We start from the raw sequence: 15,403 nt of genomic DNA on the forward strand, positions 1-15,403 counted from the left end.
CGCCGTATCCGGGAAGACTGGCACCGGGTGCCGTCGCCGGCTCGTCTTCACAGCTCGCTGAAGGAAGTGACCGTTCATGTCCGCTCCAGCGCCGTCCCCGCTGGCCATCGTCGACGCCGAGCCCCTGCCCCGGCAGGAGGAGGTCCTCACCGAAGCGGCGCTCGCCTTCGTGGCCGAGCTGCACCGGCGGTTCACCCCCCGGCGGGACGAACTCCTCGCCCGCCGCGCCGAGCGCCGCGCCGAGATCGCCCGCACCTGCACCCTCGACTTCCTCCCGGAGACGGCGGCGATCCGCGCCGACGACTCCTGGAAGGTCGCCCCGGCCCCGGACGCCCTGAACGACCGCCGGGTCGAGATCACCGGCCCCACCGACCGCAAGATGACCATCAACGCCCTCAACTCGGGCGCGAAGGTGTGGCTCGCGGACTTCGAGGACGCCTCCGCGCCCACCTGGGAGAACGTCGTCACGGGCCAGCTCAGCCTGATCGACGCCTACACCCGGAACATCGACTTCACCGACCCGAAGTCGGGCAAGTCCTACGCCCTGAAGGCGAACGAGGAGCTCGCCACGGTCGTCATGCGCCCGCGCGGCTGGCATCTGAACGAGCGTCACCTCGTGGACGCCGACGGCACCCCCGTGCCCGGCGCGCTGGTCGACTTCGGCCTGTACTTCTTCCACAACGCCCAGCGCCTGCTCGACCTGGGCAAGGGCCCGTACTTCTACCTGCCCAAGACGGAGTCGCACCTGGAGGCCCGCCTCTGGAACGAGGTGTTCGTCTTCGCGCAGGAGTACTGCGGCATCCCCCACGGCACCGTCCGCGCCACCGTCCTCATCGAGACGATCACGGCCGCGTACGAGATGGAGGAGATCCTCTACGAACTGCGCGACCACGCCTCAGGGCTGAACGCGGGCCGCTGGGACTACCTGTTCTCCATCGTCAAGAACTTCCGTGACGGCGGCGCGAAGTTCGTGCTGCCGGACCGCAACGCGGTGACGATGACCGCCCCGTTCATGCGCGCCTACACCGAACTGCTCGTCCGCACCTGCCACAAGCGGGGCGCGCACGCCATCGGCGGCATGGCGGCCTTCATCCCCTCCCGCCGGGACGCGGAGGTCAACAAGGTCGCCTTCGAGAAGGTCCGCGCCGACAAGGACCGCGAGGCGAACGACGGTTTCGACGGCTCCTGGGTCGCCCACCCCGACCTGGTGCCCATCGCCATGGAGTCCTTCGACAAGGTCCTCGGCGACAAGCCGAACCAGAAGGACCGGCTGCGCGAGGACGTCGACGTCAAGGCGGCCGACCTCATCGCCATCGACTCGCTCGACGCCAAGCCGACCTACGCGGGCCTGGTCAACGCCGTCCAGGTCGGCATCCGTTACATCGAGGCGTGGCTGCGCGGCCTGGGCGCGGTCGCCATCTTCAACCTCATGGAGGACGCGGCCACCGCCGAGATCTCCCGCTCGCAGATCTGGCAGTGGATCAACGCGGGTGTCGTCCTGGACAACGGGGAGCGGGTCACCGCCGAACTGGCCCGCAAGGTCGCCGCCGAGGAACTGGCGGACATCAGGAGCGAGATCGGCGAGGAGGCGTTCGCGGCCGGCACCTGGCAGCAGGCGCACGACCTGCTGCTGAAGGTCGCCCTCGACGAGGACTACGCCGACTTCCTCACGCTGCCGGCGTACGAGCAGCTCAAGGGCTGAGCAGCGCCCGCGGCAGCCGCTACCGCTCCGAGTGGCCCAGGGTCCTGCCCGGGGCCACTCGGTCGCGTACGGCCTTCTTCACGGCCGTCGGCTCGGGGAAACCCTGCTCGCGGCGGTCCCAGACGACCTCGTCGCCGACGCGGACCACGAACACCCCGCCCGTGCCGGGCTTGAGGGCCAGTTCGGTCAGTTCGGCCTCGAAGGTGGTGAGCAGCTCCTGCGCCAGCCAGGCGGCGCGGGGCAGCCACCGGCACTGCGTGCAGTACTCGATCTCGACACGGCCACTCATCCCAGGTGCACCGACCAATCCTGTTGGGCCGCGGGCTTGCCGTGCAGGTCGGGGACCTGCTTGAGCCACGCGGGACGTCCTCGCTGGTTCCGCGCCGCCCGCAGGGCCTCCTCGGCGGCGAGCTCCTCCCGGCTGGGGAAGTCGGTGGGCAGCCACGCAGCGGAGGCCCGCACGCGCGCGTGCAGGTACGCCACGTACGCCGCGCGGGCCGCGTCCGGGGTGGCGAAGGCCGGGTCGTCGGCGAGCCAGGCGTCCGGGACCTCGGCGAGGATGCGGCGCAGCAGGTCCTCGGTGACCCTGGGGGCGAGTTCGGCGTCGGCGGCCCGGACGTCGGGCGCGTAGTGGCCGAGGGCGTGGTGGCGGAAGTCGTAGGCCTTCGCGGGGTCGGTGCCGTCCCAGCGGTGGTGGAAGACGAGGGCGGCGCCGTGGTCGATCAGCCACAGGCGCGGGGGCGCCACGCCCAGCGTCGGCCAGACCATGAGGTTGGAGCTGTGGACCGTGCGGTCGACGTTCACGGTCAGGGCGTCCAGCCAGACGATCCGCCCGGCCTCCAGCGGGCCGACGGAAAAGTCCCGGGCGACCTCGGGGGTGAAGTCCCGGGCGCCCGGCAGGTAGTCCATGCCGAGGTTCACTCCGGCGCTGGCCGCGTGCAGTCCGCGCACCTCCTGGTGCGGCTCGTCGCGCGCGATGGCCGGGTCGAAGTGCACCAGGACCAGCTCCGGGAAGCGCAGTCCGAGCGCCCGGGCCAGTTCGCCCACGATCACCTCGGCGACCAGCGCCTTGCGGCCCTGCGCGGAGCCGGTGAACTTCACGACGTAGGTGCCCAGGTCGTCCGCCTCGACGATCCCGGGGACGGAACCGCCGGAGCGCAGCGGCTCGATGTAGCGGGTGGCGGTGACCTCGGACAGCATTCCCCCACCGTACCGGGCGGCAGGACCGCGGCGGCGATCAGCCGATCGCGGTCCGTTAAGGTCAGCCAATCCTAACTTCGATCATTTTGAGCACGGGAGCCGGCCATGCCGCACATCACCGACACCGCCGGGGACGGGCCGGACGCAGCGTCCGGGCGGGGCTGGGTCGAACTGGCCGACCGCGCCCGGCTGCGGGAGCTGCTGGGCGAGCCGTGGCCGGTGGTGATCGAGAAGGTCCACGACCGGCTCACCGAGCAGGACCTCGGCATCCTCGCCCGCTCCCCCTTCTGCCTGCTGGCCACCTCCGACGCGAGCGGCGGCTGCGACGTCTCGCCCCGCGGGGACGCGGCCGGATTCACGCACGTCGTCGACCCGGGCACCATCGCCCTGCCGGACCGGCCGGGCAACCGGCGCGGCGACAGCCTGCACAACATCCTGGACAACCCGCACGCGGGGCTGCTGTACCTGATACCGGGCGGCAAGGAGGTCCTGCGCGTCAACGGCCGGGCCCGCATCCTCACCGACGCCCCGTTCTTCGACGCCATGAGCCACGGCGGCCAACGCCCCGCCCTCGCCCTGCTGTTGGAGATCGACGAGATCTATCTGCACTGTCCCGCGTCGCTGCGCCGCTCGGGTCTGTGGGATCCCGCCTCCTGGCGGGCCGCCTGAGGACCGGGTACCCCCCTCTCGACCTGCGGTTAGGTTAGGCTAACCTTCGCTCTCGTGAGATCTGGTGAGGAGCCCGCGGGCGGACGACGTCTGCGCGGGCATGAACTGTCGGCCACGGACGTGACCGTGTCGTACGACGGTGTGGACGTCGTGCACGGCGCGGCGATCACGCTGCGGCCCGGTGAGGTCACCGTCCTGGTCGGCCCCAACGGCAGTGGGAAGTCGACGCTGCTGCGCACGGTCGCCCGCTTGCAGCGGGCCCGCCGGGCCGGACTGCGGATCGACGGCGACATCGACGGCCTGGCCCTGTCGGCCCGGGAGTTCGCCCGGCACGTGGCCCTGCTGACCCAGGGACGGCCCACGCCCAGCGGGCTGACCGTGCGCGACCTCGTCGAGTTCGGCCGCTACCCCTACCGGGGCCGGTTCGGCCGCCCCGACGCGGACGCCTCGGCCGCCGTCGAGCGGGCACTGGCACTGACCGGGGTGACGGAGCTGGCCGGGCGCGGCGCCGACCACCTCTCCGGCGGGCAGCTGCAGCGCGTCTGGCTCGCGAGCTGCCTGGCGCAGGAGACCGGCGTGCTGCTGCTGGACGAGCCCACCACCTATCTCGACCTGCGGTACCAGATCGAGCTGCTCGACCTCGTCCGCGACCTGGCCGACGACCACGGGATCGCCGTGGGCGTCGTCCTGCACGACCTCGACCAGGCGGCGGCCCTCGCCGACCGGATCACCCTGCTCGAAGCGGGCCGCATCGTCGCCGACGGCCGGCCCGAGGACGTCCTGACGCCGGAACGGCTCACGGCCGTCTACGGCATCCGGATCGACGTCGACACCGACCCCCTCACCGGCCGGCTGCGGACCCGTCCGATCGGCCGCCACCACACCCGCACCACCCGAAGCGAAAGGCTCGGCACCACCTCATGAGACGTCTCCTGCTCACCGCGGCCACCACCACCGCCGCGGCGCTCACCCTCGCCGCCTGCGGCACCACCGAGCCGGCCGCCGACAGCCCGGAGAAGACCACCGGGGCGATCAGCCTCACCGACTCCACCGGCGCGAAGGTGAAGCTGGACGGCCCGGCGAAGAAGGTCGTGGCCACCGAGTGGAACGAGGTCGAGAGCCTGATCACCCTCGGCGTCGACCCCGTGGGCGTGGCCGACGTCAAGGGCTACAAGACCTGGGACAGCGCCGTCCCGCTGAAGAACGAGCCCAAGGACATCGGCACCCGCGGCGAGCCGAGCATGGACACCATCGCCTCGCTCTCCCCCGACCTGATCGTGGCCAGCTCCGACCTGCCGGACGCGGCCGTGAAGCAGCTGCGGAAGATCGCGCCGGTCCTGGAGATCAAGTCGGCCGATGCCGCCGACCAGATCGGGCAGATGTTCGAGAACCTCGACCTGATCGCGAAGGCCACCGGCACCACCGACAGGGCCGAGGCCGCCCGCGAGAGCTTCGACGCCAAGGTCGCCGCGGGCCGCAAGACCCTCGCCGATGCCGAGCTCGGCGGCAGCTCCGTCGCCTTCGCGGACGGCTACGTGACGTCCAACCAGGTCTCCATCCGTCCGTACACCAGCGGCTCGCTCATCGGCTCCGTCAACGAAAAGCTCGGCCTGAAGAACGCCTGGAAGGTCAAGGGCGACCCGGCCTACGGCCTGGGCACCACCGACGTCGAGGGCCTGACCGCCCTGCCGAAGGACACCGCGTTCGCCTACATCGGCAACGACGGCGACAAGGCCAGCAACCCGTTCGCCGGGCAGCTGAAGAAGAACGCCGTGTGGAGCTCCCTGCCGTTCGTCAAGGCCGGCGACGTGCACCGGCTGCCCGACGGCATCTGGATGTTCGGCGGTCCCGGCTCGATGGAGGCGTACATCGACGCCCTCGTCGCAGCGCTGACGAAGTAACGCCCGCCATGGCCGTCACCGAAGCGCCCCCCGCCGTCCGTCCCACGGCGGCCGCGTCCCGGACGGGCGCGGCCGCGGTGACGGCCGGGCTCGTCCTCCTCGTCGCCGCCCTCGCGGTCGCCGACATCACCCAGGGCACCGCCGCCGTCGGACCGGCGCAGGTGCTCAAGGCCCTGACCGGGCAGGCCGATCCGGGCGACGCCTCGGTGGTGATCGCCTCCCGGCTGCCGCGCATGGCCGCCGGGATCCTGGTCGGCGTCGTCCTCGGCATCGCGGGCGCCGTCCTGCAGGCCGTCAGCCGCAACGTGCTCGCCTCGCCCGACACCCTCGCGGTCAACGCCGGTTCGTACCTGGCGCTCGGACTGGTCGGCGCCACCGGCGTCTCCCTGCCCCTGCTGGCCTCCTCGGGCGTGGCCTTCGCGGGCGGGCTGGTGGCCGCGGCCGTGGTGCTCGCCCTGTCCGGCCTCGGCACCGGCACCGTACGGCTGGTCCTGGCCGGCACCGCGCTCGCGCTGGGCCTGAACTCCCTGACGGAAGGGCTGCTGCTGCTGTTCCCGCAGCAGACGGAGGGCCTCTACCAGTGGAACCAGGGCAGCATCGGCCAGAACGGTTTCGACGGTGTCCTGCAGATGCTGCCCGTCGCCCTGGTGGGGCTCGCCGGGCTGCTGCTGGTCGCCCGCCGGGTCGACGCGCTCGCCCTCGGCGACGACGCCGCGCGCGGTCTCGGCGTGCCGGTGCACGCCACCCGCGTCACGGTGGTGGTGCTGGCGGCGCTGCTGTCCGCGGCGGCCGTCACGCTCGCCGGTCCGCTCGGCTACGTCGGGCTCTGCGCGCCCGCCCTGGTCCGTCCGCTGGCCCGCCGGTTCCGGGGCTTCACCCGCGCGCGGGCGGCGCTGCCCGCGGCCGGGCTGGCCGGGGCGGCGCTGGTGCTCGGCTCGGACGTGCTGCTGCGGTCCCTGATCCCGGCGGACACGGCGGTGGGTGTGCCCACCGGCATCGTCACCAGCCTGGTCGGGGCCGTGTTCCTGGTGGCGACGGCCCTGCGGCTGCGGGACACCGCCGGGGTGGAGCCACCGGACCGGCTGCGCATCCCCGGCCGGACGGCGTTCCTGGTCACGGTGGGGACCCTGGCCGCCGCGGTGGTGGCCGTCGCCCTCGCCGGTGTCCTGCTGGGCGACACCAAGCTCCTGCTCGGCGACGTCGCCAACTGGGCGCAGGGCCGGGCCGGCCGGACCGTCTCCTTCGTCCTGGACACCCGGGTGCCGCGGGTGCTCGCCGCCCTCTGCGCGGGTGCCGCGCTCGCCCTGGCCGGCACGCTGGTGCAGGCCGTGACCCGCAACCCGCTGGCGGAGCCCGGGGTGCTGGGCGTCTCCGGCGGCGCCGCGCTCGGTGCCGTGCTGCTGGTGACCACCGTGCCCGCCGCCGGTTCCTGGGGTGTCGCGGGGGCCGCCTTCGCGGGTGCGGCCCTGGCCTCCGCCCTCGTCTTCGGGCTCGCCGCCCGGGGCGGCTACCAGCAGAGCCGGCTGGTCCTCGTCGGCATCGGCGTGGCGGCCGGGTCGACGGCCCTGATCAGCCTGCTCATCGTGCTGACCGACCCGTTCAACGCCACCAAGGCGCTGACCTGGCTGTCCGGTTCGACGTACGGGCGCACCACGGCGGACGTGGTGCCCGTGGCGCTCGTGCTGGCCCTGGGGGTGGCCGTCGCGGTCGCCCGGCGCACCGAGCTGGACCTCGTCTCGCTGGACGGGGACACCCCGCGTCTGCTCGGGCTCGCACTGCCCCGGGCCCGGCTCGGCTTCCTGGTGGTGGGCGTGCTGCTGGCGGCGACCGCCGTGGCCTCGGCCGGCACCATCGGCTTCGTGGGCCTCGTCGCGCCGCACGCGGCCCGGGCCCTGGTGGGCCGGCGGCACGTCCGGGTGGTGCCGGTGGCCGTGCTGCTCGGCGCCGCGCTCGTCGGCACGGCCGACCTGCTGGGCCGGACCGTGATCGCCCCGGCCCAGCTGGGCGCCGGTCTGATGACGGCCGTGATCGGCACGCCGTACTTCCTGTGGCTGCTGGTCCGGAGCCGGCGGGCGGCCTGAGGCCGTGTCAGGCGCGGTCGCCGTCCCGTCGCGCCCGCGGGCTGAAGACGTACAGGCCGAGGATGTCCGGCAGCGGGGCGACGCCCGGGCCGCCGGCCCGCACCCAGGCCACGACGTCCTCGGTGGCGGCCGGGTCGTTGACCAGGCCGAGCCAGACCGGGCGGGCGCCGGCGGCCCGGCCCGCGGCGGACGGCTGCACGACGACGACGTTGGCCTGGTCGCAGACGTCGAGGCAGTCGGAGATCCGCACCGGCGCCGCCGCGCGCAGGCGCGCGGTCTGGGCCGCGTGGTCGACGCCTCTCACCTTGGGGCTGCCGCAGCAGCAGTCCCGGCAGACGACGACCCGGCAGGGCGGGGCATCGCCGCGGGGGTCGTCCAGGGGTTCGCCGGCCGGCGTCGCGGGCATGCCGCACCTGCCCTCTCTCCGGGGAGATCCGCCCCGGTGGTCCGTGGAGGAGGCGACCGCGTGAGTCTCCTGGCTCTCGGGTCGCCGCCGGTCCCGGCCTTCCCACCCGCTTGCGGGCAGTGGCCTGTCGGGACCGGCTCGCCGATCACAGTGGCGGGACCGCGCCGGATTCACACCGGCTTCCTCGTCCGCCGTCGCCCTTGTCGCCGGTCATCATTCCACGGGGCCGCGCCGGGGTCAGGACCGCCTGAGCGGGTTCGGCAGCGGCAGGTAGCGGGCGTCGGCGCCGTCCGCGCCCGTCCAGCGCAGCAGCAGGTTCGTCTTGGCGGGCAGGGTCGGGGAGGCGAGCAAGGCCGGGATCTCCGGCAGGTCGTGCCGGGCGAGTGCGCGGCGGACGGCGGGCCAGGGGTCGAAGCCGGGCCGGCGTTCGGCGAGGGCACCGGCGATCTCGGTGAGGTGGTTGACGAGCAGGCAGTACACCAGCCGTTCCCAGCCGGCCGCGCGCTCCACGTCCGGCAGCAGCTTGACGCCCTCGGCGTCCCGGTACAGCACCTGCACGGGCATGCCGGCCGTGTCCACGGCGACCAGCGTGTTCTGCAGATGGGCCTCGACGACGACGCCGTGGCCTGCGAAGGCCGCCAGGACCGGGGGCACGGCGTGCGCCAGATAGGCCTCCCACCAGGGCTCCGGGTCGGTGACCCGGTCGAGCGGGTTGCCGTCGAAGCCCTCGACGAGGGCGGCCGCGAGCAGCGGGGTCGCCCCGGGCACGAGGCGGCCGGTGAAGCCGTCGCGGACCAGGACGGCGAGGGCCTCGAAAGAGAAGCCGGCGGTGCGGTACCCGCGGTCGCCGAGCCAGCCGGGCGGGCCGTCGTACGCCGCGAAGGCCGCGCTCGTGGCGGAGTCGGTCCGGCGCAGGGCGAGCAGGTCGTGGCGCCAGAGCCGGCGGATGTCGTTGGTGATGCGCACGTCCAGGCTGAACTTCAAAAACAGGTCCCGCTCGGGGGCGTAGACGGTGCGGATCGCGGCCGTCGGCCAGGTGTCGAAGGCCGTGGTGCCGAGCCGGAGGAGTCTGCCGTCCGCGAAGGCGGGGGCCAGCTCCCGGGCGGCCAGGTCGAGCTGCCAGGGGTGGGCCGGGAGCAGCCGGTAGCCGGGCGGTGCCGTGCCGAGGGCGTCGAGCGCCGTAGTGTCGCCGTCCTCCACGACGGTGTCCTCGCGCAGGCCGAGCAGGACCAGCGGGAAGCGGGCGTACGCCTCGGGCGCGTACGGCAGCCAGGCCGCGGCGGGGCCGCCGCCGCGGGCCTTGGGGGCGGGGTGGTGCGTGTGGCCGGTGAGCAGGCACTGCTCGGACCGCCGGTAGAGGTCCTCGGGCGGGGTGGCCCCGGCGCGGGCGGCGAGCAGCGCGGCGATCACGTCCCGGCTGTCGGTCATCTCGGCGGGCAGGCCGGGATTGTCCACGCCGGTGCGCCGGCGCAGTTCCGCGGCGACCAGGCCGACCAGCTCGGCGTGGCCGAGGCGCCGCCAGGTGCCCGCCGCCTCGATCTCGGGCTCGGCGGGCCGCCGGGTGCCGCGCACGCGCAGCAGGCGGTCCGCTCCGGGCAGGTGGTGGACGCGGTGTCCGTCCTCCTCGCGCACCGGCCGGGCGACCTCGCGCAGCAGGCAGTTGAGCAGGGGCACGGCGGCGTACGCGTCGGCGAGAGAGCCGATGGCCGGGTCGTCACCGTGGGCCGAGTCGTCGTCGGCGGGCGGGGGCATGAGGTCCACGCGTTCCACTCGTCCCTACGGTCCTTCCAGCGTTCCGGGCGGAGATGATCAGTATGTCGGTCGTCGCCATTCCGCTGTGACGCCCTATTCGTACCCGAGGAGTCCGCCCGTGCACCGTCCCCCCAGCGCCGAGACCGAGGTCGCCGACGAGCTGTCCGTCGTCCGGCCCGGACTCCTGCCGCGCTACGAGGCCGAACTGCCCGGCGCCCGGGCGGCCGTGCTGTCCCGCCTGTGGCGTGGCCTGACCCATGATCCACTGCCCTGGGTGACCGGCGTGGAGCGGGGCCGGGACGGGCTGGCCCTGTCCCTCGCCGACGGCCGCCGGCTGCACGGTCCGCTGCCCGATCCGTACGCGACCGGGGCGTATGTCACGGCCGTGCGGCTCGACGGGACGGAGTACGCCGATCCGGCACGGCTGATGACCGGCCTGGGCGTGCCGCACTCGGCCTCCTTCGCGGCCGAACTCGGGCACAGCGTCGCCTCGCTGGCGCTGTCCAGGGCGGGGCAGGAGGAGGACCGCCGGGCGTGGCCGCGGCGGGACTGGGAGTGGGAGCAGCGGATCGTCGACGGGCACCCGTTCCACCCGACCTGCCGCTCCCGGCCCGGTTTCTCGGTCGCCGAACAGCTGGCCTACGGGCCGGAGCACCGGCCGGTGGTGGAGCTGGGGCTGGTGCCGGTGCCGGAGGAGGAGTGCCTGGTCACCGGTGGGTGGCCGGAGGACCTGCGGGACGGGGGGCGCGTGCTGCTGCCGGTGCACCCCTGGCAGGCGGCGCACGTGCTGAAGCGGTCGTGCGAGGTGAGCCGTCCGGCGCATCCGCTGATGTCCCTGCGGACGCTCGCCCTGCCCGGCGGGCCGCATGTGAAGACCTCGCTGAGCGCCCGGCTGACGTCCTCGGTGCGGGACATCTCGCTGCCTTCGGTCGCCGCCTCCGCGCTGCTGTCGGACTTCGCCGCGCTCCCGGCCGCGCGCACGGACGGGCTGCTGCACGTCACCCGCACCCTGGGCGCGGCGGCGGCCGGCTCGCCCGACTTCGCGGCCGTGCTGCGTCAGTCGCCGCAGGTGTACGCGGGCGGCGGTGAGCGGGTGCTGCCGGTGGCCGCGCTCGCCACCACCGAACTGCCCCGGTCCGCCGCCTGGCTGGCCGGGTTCGCCCGTCTCGCCCTCACGGTCGGGCTGCGGCTGCTGGAACTGGGCGTGGCCCTCGAGGCGCACGGCCAGAACCTCCTGGTCGTCCTCTCGGCGGCGGGCGAGCCGCTGCGGCTGGTCTACCGCGATCTGGCCGACATCCGCGTGAGTCCGGCCCGTCTCGCCCGGCACGGCATCGCGGTGCCCGAGCTGCCCGCCCGCATGGTCACGGACGACGAACGCACCCTGCGCCGCAAGCTGTTCGGTTCCCTGGTGGCGGGCGCGCTGGCCGGGACGGCCGGGTCGTACGAGGCGCTCGCGGCGGCACTGGAGGCGGCCCTGGGGGACCTGCCGGACACCGCGGACGTCGCGGCCCTGCGGGCTGAGCCCCTGCCCACGAAGGCGCTGACGCTGATGCGGCTCTCGCCGCGCACGCCCGGGGACCAGTGGGCGGAGCTGCCCAATCCGCTGCGCTGAGGGCCGTTTTGGAGGACGGCCCGAGTGATCAATAGGATCCGCCGATGATCACACGTACACGGCTGGCGGCGGGCGCCTGTGCCCTGCTCGCCGCCCTGACCGCCGGGATCGCCCTCCCGGCCGGGGCGGCCGCCGGTGAACCCACGGGCCGGGACGCCCCCAAGGTCGACCTCGTCCTCGATGTGAGCGGCTCGATGCGGGCCCGGGACATCGACGGACAGTCGCGGATGGCCGCCGCGAAGCAGGCGTTCAGCGACGTGCTGGACGCGACGCCCGAGGAGGTCGAGCTCGGTATCCGCACCCTCGGCGCGAACTACCCCGGCGACGACCGCCGAACCGGCTGCAAGGACACCGCGCAGCTCTACCCGGTCGGGCCGCTCGACCGCACCGAGGCGAAGGCGGCCGTCGCCACCCTCGCCCCGACCGGCTGGACGCCGATCGGACCGGCCCTGCTGAAGGCGGCCGGTGACCTGGACGGCGGTGACGGCTCCAAGCGCATCGTGCTGATCAGCGACGGAGAGGACACCTGCGCCCCGCTCGACCCGTGCGAGGTCGCCCGCGAGATCGCCGCCAAGGGCATCGGCCTGACCATCGACACGCTCGGCCTGGTGCCGACGGCGAAGCTGAGCCGGCAGCTGAGCTGCATCGCCGAGGCCACCGGCGGCACCTACACCTCGGTGCGGCACCAGGACGAACTCACCGACCGGGTGAACGAGTTGGTGGACCGGGCGGCCGACCCGGTGGTGACGCCGGTGCCGGCCGAGGGCGCGGACCGGTGCGCCGGGGCTCCGGCCCTGAAGCCGGGCCTGTACACCGACCGGGAGGGGTTCGGGCAGCAGCGCTGGTACCGGGTGGACCTCCCGCCGGGCAAGGAGCTGCGCGCGTCGGTGAGCGTGGCGGCCGACCGGGCCGTGAACCCCGGCTACGGCGTGCTGCTGCGGGCCGTCACGCTCAAGGGCCGGGAGATCGTGCGCGGCGAGGCGGCGGGCACCGGCCGTACGGATGTGATCTCGACGGGTCTGCGCTATCCGAAGGCCGGGGGCGACGAGGAAGGCGCTCCCGCCGAGGCGGTCTGCCTGGCGGTCTCGCACTCCTTCTCGGCGGCCTCCGGCGTGAAGACCACGCCCGGTCTGCCGCTGGAGCTGACCGTCGACGTGGTGGACGGTCCCGGCGAGGCGTCCGACGTGGCCGCCTTCGGTCTGGGCCGCGGCTGGTGGCTGCTGGGTGTGCTGATCCTGACCGGTTTCCTGGCCGGTCTCGTCTGGGGCTGGCTGTCGCGCTGGCGGGTCGCCGTCTGGAGGACCAACTGATGCGAGTGGTACGCGCGTTCGGCGCCGCGTTGCTGACCCTGGGCCTGGCGGCCGCCCCGGCCGCCGCCGACGCCTCGCCGGGTCCGGCGCGGGACGGCTCGGCGGGCCCCACGCGGGCGGGCACCTCGTTCCGCACCGCGACGGGGATCGAGCCCGGGCAGGAGGCCACGGCCGGCGGCTCCACCGGCGACTACCTGTACTGGTCGTTCCCCGCGGACACCGGGCAGCGCCCCACGGTCCGGGCCACGGTGCGGCTGCCGGACACCCATGCCTCCCAGACCTGGCAGGTCGACGTCTACGACGGGCTGCGCCGCCGCCAGGCCTGCCGGTACGGCGCCCAGACCCGCACCGCGGCGGCGGACGCGGCCTCGGTGGAACTGGCCTGCGCCCTGCGCACGGTCCGCGCCTGGTCGGAGCCGTGGGCGAACGACCCGCTGCCCGGCACGTACTACGTGCGGCTGACCGTCACCGGGGCCGCCACCTCCGACCTCGGTCTCCCGGTCGAGACCCGGGTCCGGGTCGAGTCCGAGGACGCCGGCGGCGCGGCGGCGGTGGACGGCTCCCTGGCCGAGCCGCTGGTGCCGGGGACCGCGGCGAAGACCGAGGAGGATCGGGAGGACGCGGCGGTGCCGGCCGGGCTCGCACCCGAGGACGGCTGGACGTCCGGCTGGTGGTCGGACCGGTGGGTGTGGACCGCCCTGGGCGGCGCGCTGGCCGCGCTGGCGGGGGTCGCCGGATACGCCCTGACCCGTGGCTCGGGCCGCCCGGCCCGCGTCCCGCCGGGTGCCTGACCCGGTCCGACGCCCCTGGAGAAGGCCCGCCCGGTGCGGGCCTTCTCTCATCCCTCGCGCAGTGCCTTCGCCAGGGCGCCCTCGCCGGTCACCTCGACCCGGCCCTCCCGCACGGCCCGCACCAGGTCCAGCTCGCCCCGGCCGAGCGCCGTGCACGTGGCCGTGTCCAGGGTCAGCAGGGCGTCGGGCTCCCCGGGGGCGGGCCCGTCGCCGTACACCGGGCCCTCCTCGGCACCGGCGTGCACATGGAACCGCCCCTCCTCCAAGCGGACTTCGACGAGTCCCTCGCCGCCCAGCAGGCGCAGCAGGGGGAGCGCGAACCAGTGCGCCCGGACGGCGTCGGTGGGCCTGCGCTCGCCGAGTTCGCCCTGCCCCCACTCCCCCAGCGCCTGCAGCACCGGCAGCAACTCACGGCCCCTGGGGGTGAGTTCGTAGACGTTCGCCGCGCCGGGCGGCGGGAGCCGGCGCCGGGTCGCCAGGCCGTCGCGCTCCATGTCCCTCAGCCGCGAGGCGAGTACGTCCGTGCTGACGCCGGGCAGGTCCGCGTGCAGGTCGGTGTAGCGGCGGGGACCGGCGAGCAGCTCCCGGACGATCAGCAGGGTCCAGCGGTCGCCGACGACGTCGAGCGCGCGGGCGGCGGGGCAGTACTGGTCGTAGCTTCGGCGAGGTGGCATGCGACGCAGTCTAGACAAGTTGTTGGACTTTCCAAGCGCCTACTTGGTAAAACCAAGCGACACAGTCGGCAGAGGGGAAGCGGCGCATGGAGTTCCGGCAGTCGAGCAAGCTCAGCGAGGTCTGCTACGAGATCCGCGGCCCGGTGATCGAGCACGCCAACGCGCTGGAGGAGGCCGGCCACAGCGTGCTGCGCCTGAACACCGGCAACCCCGCGCTCTTCGGGTTCGAGGCACCCGAGGAGATCCTCCAGGACATGATCCGGATGCTGCCGCGGGCGCACGGCTACACCGACTCGCGCGGCATCCTCTCCGCCCGCCGGGCCGTGGCCCAGCGCTACCAGACGCTGGGCCTGGAGGTCGGCGTCGACGACGTCTTCCTCGGCAACGGCGTCTCCGAGCTGGTCTCCATGGCCGTACAGGCGTTGATCGAGGACGGCGACGAGGTCCTGATCCCCGCCCCCGACTTCCCCCTCTGGACGGCGGTCACCACCCTCGCCGGCGGCAGGGCCGTCCACTACCTGTGCGACGAACAGGCCGACTGGTACCCGGACCTGGACGACCTGGCCGCGAAGATCACCGACCGCACCAAGGCGGTCGTGATCATCAATCCGAACAACCCCACCGGCGCGGTCTACCCCAAGGAGATCGTCGAGGGCATCCTCGACCTCGCCCGCCGCCACGGCCTGATGGTCTTCGCCGACGAGATCTACGACCAGATCCTCTACGACGACGCCGTGCACCACTCGGCCGCCGCGCTCGCCCCGGACCTGGTCGTCCTCACCTTCTGCGGCCTGTCCAAGACCTACCGCGTGGCGGGTTTCCGCTCCGGCTGGCTGGTGGTCACGGGTCCCAAGCAGCACGCCAAGGACTACCTGGAGGGGCTGACCATGCTGGCCTCCATGCGGCTGTGCGCCAACGCCCCCGCCCAGTACGCCATCCAGGCCGCGCTCGGCGGCCGGCAGTCCATCGGCGAGCTGACCGCGCCGGGCGGGCGGCTGCGGGAGCAGCGGGACGTGGCCTGGCGCAGGCTCAACGAGATCCCGGGCGTGAGCTGCGTGAAGCCGAAGGGCGCGCTGTACGCCTTCCCCCGGCTGGATCCCGAGGTGTACCCGATCCACGACGACGAGAAGTTCGTCCTGGACCTGCTGCTGCGCGAGAAGATCCAGGTGGTGCAGGGCACCGGCTTCAACTGGCCCGCGCCCGACCACTTCCGCATCCTGACCCTGCCGTACGCCGACGACCTGGAGGCGGCGATCGGCCGGATCGGGCGCTTCCTCGCCGGCTACCGCCAGTAGGCGCGGTTGT

General features: G+C 74.0%; 14 protein-coding genes and 1 riboswitch. Of the genes, 9 read left to right on the plus strand and 5 right to left on the minus strand.

Going from position 1 to position 15,403, the window contains the following annotated elements:
* Positions 1–76: 76 nt before the first annotated feature.
* Positions 77–1,702 carry a malate synthase A gene (gene aceB, locus ACIGAN_RS01400; RefSeq protein WP_399854382.1) on the plus strand — a complete coding sequence of 542 codons (1,626 nt, stop codon included), beginning with the start codon at positions 77–79 and terminating at the stop codon, positions 1,700–1,702.
* Between the two features lie 19 nt (positions 1,703–1,721).
* Here the strand turns inward: aceB and ACIGAN_RS01405 are convergent, their stop codons facing one another.
* Together ACIGAN_RS01405 and ACIGAN_RS01410 are read right to left on the minus strand one after the other, a co-directional pair.
* A complete protein-coding gene (locus ACIGAN_RS01405; RefSeq protein ID WP_365099284.1) occupies positions 1,722–1,991 on the minus strand; it encodes a SelT/SelW/SelH family protein in 270 nt (89 codons plus the stop codon).
* Positions 1,988–2,902, minus strand: a complete 915-nt coding sequence (locus tag ACIGAN_RS01410; RefSeq protein ID WP_365739715.1) for a HipA family kinase — start codon at positions 2,900–2,902, stop codon at positions 1,988–1,990. Before ACIGAN_RS01410 ends, ACIGAN_RS01405 begins: the two co-directional genes overlap by 4 nt.
* Positions 2,903–3,007: 105 nt before the next feature.
* Between ACIGAN_RS01410 and ACIGAN_RS01415 the strand changes: the two genes are divergently transcribed.
* Genes ACIGAN_RS01415 through ACIGAN_RS01430 form a run of 4 tightly spaced genes read left to right on the plus strand, consistent with a single transcriptional unit; the run spans position 3,008 to position 7,553 of the window.
* Entirely contained in the window at positions 3,008–3,571 is a 564-nt protein-coding gene (locus ACIGAN_RS01415; RefSeq protein WP_399854383.1) for an MSMEG_1061 family FMN-dependent PPOX-type flavoprotein, read from the plus strand.
* 54 nt (positions 3,572–3,625) lie between these two features.
* Positions 3,626–4,495: an ABC transporter ATP-binding protein gene (locus tag ACIGAN_RS01420; RefSeq protein ID WP_365099281.1), complete on the plus strand. Its 870-nt coding sequence runs from the start codon at positions 3,626–3,628 to the stop codon at positions 4,493–4,495.
* Positions 4,492–5,472 (plus strand): ABC transporter substrate-binding protein, encoded by a 981-nt coding sequence (locus tag ACIGAN_RS01425; RefSeq protein WP_399854384.1) that lies wholly within the window; start codon positions 4,492–4,494, stop codon positions 5,470–5,472. The genes ACIGAN_RS01420 and ACIGAN_RS01425 overlap by 4 nt, the downstream gene beginning before the upstream one ends.
* 8 nt (positions 5,473–5,480) lie before the next feature.
* Positions 5,481–7,553, plus strand: coding sequence for an iron ABC transporter permease (locus ACIGAN_RS01430; RefSeq protein WP_399854385.1), 2,073 nt, complete (start codon positions 5,481–5,483; stop codon positions 7,551–7,553).
* 7 nt (positions 7,554–7,560) lie between these two features.
* Here ACIGAN_RS01430 and ACIGAN_RS01435 read toward each other — a convergent pair whose 3' ends face one another.
* Together ACIGAN_RS01435 and ACIGAN_RS01440 are read right to left on the minus strand one after the other, a co-directional pair.
* Positions 7,561–7,959 carry a (2Fe-2S) ferredoxin domain-containing protein gene (locus ACIGAN_RS01435; RefSeq protein WP_365739719.1) on the minus strand — a complete coding sequence of 133 codons (399 nt, stop codon included), beginning with the start codon at positions 7,957–7,959 and terminating at the stop codon, positions 7,561–7,563.
* A 62-nt stretch (positions 7,960–8,021) separates the two neighbouring features.
* Positions 8,022–8,147: riboswitch (cobalamin riboswitch) on the minus strand.
* A gap of 49 nt (positions 8,148–8,196) precedes the next feature.
* Positions 8,197–9,729, minus strand: a complete 1,533-nt coding sequence (locus ACIGAN_RS01440) for an IucA/IucC family protein (protein ID WP_399854386.1) — start codon at positions 9,727–9,729, stop codon at positions 8,197–8,199.
* Between the two features lie 100 nt (positions 9,730–9,829).
* Here ACIGAN_RS01440 and ACIGAN_RS01445 point away from each other — a divergent pair, with 100 nt between their 5' ends.
* The 3 genes from ACIGAN_RS01445 to ACIGAN_RS01455 are packed head-to-tail and all read left to right on the plus strand — an operon-like array spanning position 9,830 to position 13,424.
* Entirely contained in the window at positions 9,830–11,323 is a 1,494-nt protein-coding gene (locus ACIGAN_RS01445; RefSeq protein WP_399854387.1) for an IucA/IucC family protein, read from the plus strand.
* A 44-nt stretch (positions 11,324–11,367) separates the two neighbouring features.
* Positions 11,368–12,633: a VWA domain-containing protein gene (locus ACIGAN_RS01450; protein ID WP_399854388.1), complete on the plus strand. Its 1,266-nt coding sequence runs from the start codon at positions 11,368–11,370 to the stop codon at positions 12,631–12,633.
* Positions 12,633–13,424, plus strand: coding sequence for a hypothetical protein (locus ACIGAN_RS01455; RefSeq protein ID WP_399854389.1), 792 nt, complete (start codon positions 12,633–12,635; stop codon positions 13,422–13,424). The genes ACIGAN_RS01450 and ACIGAN_RS01455 overlap by 1 nt, the downstream gene beginning before the upstream one ends.
* A 47-nt stretch (positions 13,425–13,471) precedes the next feature.
* Here the strand turns inward: ACIGAN_RS01455 and ACIGAN_RS01460 are convergent, their stop codons facing one another.
* Complete coding sequence (locus ACIGAN_RS01460; protein WP_399854390.1) at positions 13,472–14,098, minus strand: winged helix-turn-helix transcriptional regulator; 627 nt, start codon at positions 14,096–14,098, stop codon at positions 13,472–13,474.
* 86 nt (positions 14,099–14,184) lie between these two features.
* Between ACIGAN_RS01460 and ACIGAN_RS01465 the strand changes: the two genes are divergently transcribed.
* A complete protein-coding gene (locus tag ACIGAN_RS01465) occupies positions 14,185–15,393 on the plus strand; it encodes a pyridoxal phosphate-dependent aminotransferase (RefSeq protein ID WP_399854391.1) in 1,209 nt (402 codons plus the stop codon).
* Positions 15,394–15,403: the final 10 nt, after the last annotated feature.

Origin of the sequence: Streptomyces sp. NPDC085931 (assembly GCF_044540565.1) — a bacterium.
In the GTDB taxonomy this organism is placed as follows: domain Bacteria; phylum Actinomycetota; class Actinomycetes; order Streptomycetales; family Streptomycetaceae; genus Streptomyces.

Bases quoted from the DNA above. Each gene is read 5' to 3' on its own strand.
- aceB (WP_399854382.1), top strand. From the start codon at position 77: ATGTCCGCTCCAGCGCCGTCCCCGCTGGCCATCGTCGACGCCGAGCCC.
- ACIGAN_RS01405 (WP_365099284.1), bottom strand. From the start codon at position 1,991: ATGAGTGGCCGTGTCGAGATCGAGTACTGCACGCAGTGCCGGTGGCTG.
- ACIGAN_RS01410 (WP_365739715.1), bottom strand. From the start codon at position 2,902: ATGCTGTCCGAGGTCACCGCCACCCGCTACATCGAGCCGCTGCGCTCC.
- ACIGAN_RS01415 (WP_399854383.1), top strand. From the start codon at position 3,008: ATGCCGCACATCACCGACACCGCCGGGGACGGGCCGGACGCAGCGTCC.
- ACIGAN_RS01425 (WP_399854384.1), top strand. From the start codon at position 4,492: ATGAGACGTCTCCTGCTCACCGCGGCCACCACCACCGCCGCGGCGCTC.
- ACIGAN_RS01430 (WP_399854385.1), top strand. From the start codon at position 5,481: ATGGCCGTCACCGAAGCGCCCCCCGCCGTCCGTCCCACGGCGGCCGCG.
- ACIGAN_RS01435 (WP_365739719.1), bottom strand. From the start codon at position 7,959: ATGCCCGCGACGCCGGCCGGCGAACCCCTGGACGACCCCCGCGGCGAT.
- ACIGAN_RS01450 (WP_399854388.1), top strand. From the start codon at position 11,368: ATGATCACACGTACACGGCTGGCGGCGGGCGCCTGTGCCCTGCTCGCC.
- ACIGAN_RS01455 (WP_399854389.1), top strand. From the start codon at position 12,633: ATGCGAGTGGTACGCGCGTTCGGCGCCGCGTTGCTGACCCTGGGCCTG.
- ACIGAN_RS01460 (WP_399854390.1), bottom strand. From the start codon at position 14,098: ATGCCACCTCGCCGAAGCTACGACCAGTACTGCCCCGCCGCCCGCGCG.
- ACIGAN_RS01465 (WP_399854391.1), top strand. From the start codon at position 14,185: ATGGAGTTCCGGCAGTCGAGCAAGCTCAGCGAGGTCTGCTACGAGATC.